This window comes from Bacillus sp. JJ1503, from assembly GCF_036965125.1.
In the GTDB taxonomy this organism is placed as follows: Bacteria; Bacillota; Bacilli; order Bacillales; family Cytobacillaceae; genus Cytobacillus.
In genome coordinates, this window is the sequence record NZ_JBALOZ010000127.1 from 3,503 (window position 1) to 6,659 (window position 3,157).

Annotated in this window: 3 protein-coding genes; all 3 read left to right on the forward strand. The window is 36.2% G+C overall.

All coding sequences use genetic code 11. The features are described 5' to 3' along the window. Positions 1 to 123 precede the first annotated feature (123 nt). A complete protein-coding gene (locus V7149_RS11175; protein ID WP_335345705.1) occupies positions 124 to 969 on the forward strand; it encodes a DUF72 domain-containing protein in 846 nt (281 codons plus the stop codon). A gap of 105 nt (positions 970 to 1,074) precedes the next feature. Continuing rightward, positions 1,075 to 1,377 carry a YunC family protein gene (locus tag V7149_RS11180; RefSeq protein WP_335345708.1) on the forward strand — a complete coding sequence of 101 codons (303 nt, stop codon included), beginning with the start codon at positions 1,075 to 1,077 and terminating at the stop codon, positions 1,375 to 1,377. Positions 1,378 to 1,581: 204 nt separating this feature from the next. Next, positions 1,582 to 2,670, forward strand: coding sequence for an HD-GYP domain-containing protein (locus V7149_RS11185; protein ID WP_335345706.1), 1,089 nt, complete (start codon positions 1,582 to 1,584; stop codon positions 2,668 to 2,670). The last annotated feature ends 487 nt before the right edge of the window (positions 2,671 to 3,157 follow it).

Sequence of the window (3,157 nt, forward strand, 5' to 3'; positions counted from 1 at the left end):
GAGCTGTTCATTTACCGAAAAAGATAAAAGGAAGCCTTAACGGTAAAAACAAAGCTTGTTCATTTACTAAAAAAGGAAAGAAACAGTTCAAGTATGCTAATATGTTCACAAGGAGGTGCCCCTATGATTCTAATCGGTGTAACAGGATGGGGAGATCATGATAGCTTATATACTCAAAATATTTCTCCACGGGATAAATTAAAGGAATATAGCGGTTATTTTCCTACAGTGGAAGTGGATGCATCATTCTATGCCATACAGCCAAAAAGAAATTCAGAGAGATGGGTGAAAAATACTCCTGATTCTTTTCAGTTTATTGTTAAAGCCTACCAGGGAATGACTGGTCATGAAAGAGGGGAAATTCCTTTTCAAGATAAGGATGAAATGTTTGCCGCTTTTAAAGACTCTTTACAGCCATATATAGAAGGAAATAATTTAGCGATGATCCTTTTTCAATTTCCTCCTTGGTTCGACTGTAGGAAGCAGAATGTAGACTATTTGCGCTGGTGTAAAGAAAAGATGGGGGATCTCCCATGTGCACTAGAATTCAGGCACCAGTCATGGTTTAAACCCGAGTACAAGGAAAAAACGATTCAATTTATCAAGGAAGAAAATTGGATCCATTCTATTTGTGATGAACCTCAGGCTGGAGAGGGCTCTGTACCAACTGTGTTAGAAACGGCTAATAATGAGAAAGTGCTCATTCGCTTTCATGGCAGGAATGTTCACGGCTGGCTTAAGAAAAATGCTGATAACTGGCGGGAAGTCAGATATTTATATCGCTATAACCATCAAGAGCTTTCTGAATGGGTTAAGCACCTCAAGAATTTGGAAGAAGCCTGCAAAAAGGTATATGTCGTTTTTAATAATAATTCTGGCGGAGACGCAGCGGACAATGCCTTGCAGCTAATTGATTTATTGAATATAGAATATAAGGACTTAGCCCCACGTCAATTAAACCTTTTTTAGCTGACCGCCAAGTAAATTTTTCCACAAACTAGTCTAGCAATTAATACACGCTTTCCCTTAGCCGTGCATACTTTGTTATGGGAAGGGAAAGGAGTGTTTATTTCATTGATTGATTTAAAGCCGATAGACATTCAGGGACACTCATTTCTAAGTGTCTCGGTGCAGTTGCCAAAAACAATTTTACTTGTTGTGACAAACGAAAAAGGATATATTATGTGCGGTGCTCTTGATGTCGCATTATTAAATGAGAAGCTTAAAGACCGGAAAGTCATTGCAGGAAGAGCAGTAGGTGTGAAAACAATCGATCAGCTTCTTAATGCCCCACTTGAATCAGTCACATATGAAGCCGAAGCTTTAGGCATCCATAAAGGGATGGTTGGAAGAGAAGCACTATTGAAGATGATTTAGGCATCCTGTTGAGGGTGCCTCTTTTTTTGACTAATTTATGAACTGGCTCCCGTTTTATTATAAAAAAAAGGGACCTTTGTAGGTTGAAATATCTGTACTTGAAAGGTTAATGTAGAAATAATAGGAAAAACGTCGCAAAAAGTAGAAAAATATTCTAATTATACATGGAAGATAATGGAACTTCACAATGAAAAGGTGTATTTCATGAGACTAGTCACAACAACTTCAGTCGAGGCCGGTACAGTCCTTGCAAAAGCTATTTACAATGAAAAGGGTCAAGTATTATTAAATGAAGGAATAACATTAAAAGAATCATTGATTCAGCGCCTTCAGGATTTAGGCATTAGTTATATTTTTATTAAAGAAAACGGAACAGAGGATATAGAGTATAACGGAAGCATATCAGATACTATACGTCTGGAAGCTATTCAAACGATCAGTAGCACGTTTGAGGAAATTCAAAGAGACCCGAGCCTTACAGGTTCATATGTTGTTGACAAGGCATCAAAGCGATTATCTGGCATCATCCGTAGTCTTTTAACAGAAATAAAGGAGAAAAAGGAATTACTTAATCTTCTTTCAGATGCATTTACACATGATAATTATATATTTATCCATTCATTAAATGTCACTCTTTATTCCTTAGCGATTGGAATGGAATTAAAGCTAACGACTAAGGAGCTTGAAACTTTAGGTCTTGGGGCGATTTTCCATGATATTGGAAAGCTCAAAGTCCCGTTAGAAATCCTCTTGAAACCTGAAAAGCTCTCGGATCATGAGTATGAGACTATTAAAAAGCACGCAGAGGAAGGATTTGAAATTTTAAGAAAGGTACATACCATCCCGCTATTAGTAGCGCATTGTGCCTATCAGCATCATGAACGAATGAATGGGACAGGTTATCCAAGAGGCTTGCTAGGACCGGACATTCATTATTTTGGAAAAATAATTGCTGTAGCAGATGTGTTTGATGCAGTCACCTCTAATCGAGTTTATAGAAAAGCGATGCTCCCAAGTGAAGCGCTCGAAATCCTTTATGCTGGTTCGGGGGCATTATTTGATCAAAAGGTGATTGAAGCCTTTCGACTAGCGGTTGCTATTTATCCAGTTGGTTTATCGGTCGTTCTAAATGATGGACGAAAAGGAATTGTTTCCAGCCAAAATACTGGATTAGGCGACCGCCCTCATATTAGAATCATGGAGCATCATGGTGAAAAAGTAATTCCTTATGAGATTGATTTAAAGCAGGAGTTGAACGTAATTATTATTAGCTGTGATACTGCTTTTAATTAATCAACTCGAAACAGAGATACTATTTTGATATATTTGTAGAGACAATCTACTAAACCATCTCAAGTCCGGGTGAGGTAGAGATGCCAAATTTAAGAGTTCCTGTAGGTTGAATCAGCAATTTTTTTAATAGCTGATTCACATACAAAAATTTATCATTCTGTTAAGGAGATTTTAGTTGCCGAAAAAACAGAAAAACCTTGCGTTGTAAATTGAATAATATTTATAAAGACCTTACCGGATATGGAAAGGTCTCTTTTGGCTATAAAAATTTAGCGCTTCAGCACCTTATTTATAGTAAAAAATACTATAAAATCAACAAATCAACAAAACTATTTTTAAAAAATGATATTATTAAGAAAATATTGTTTTGACAGACTAATTGAAAAATAATATACTATCAATATATTAAACAAATAGTCAGAAATATTTTAATTCCTAATCTATTTGTTTAAATTGGGAAAATAGTCTGACTCGTAATAGGAGGTTG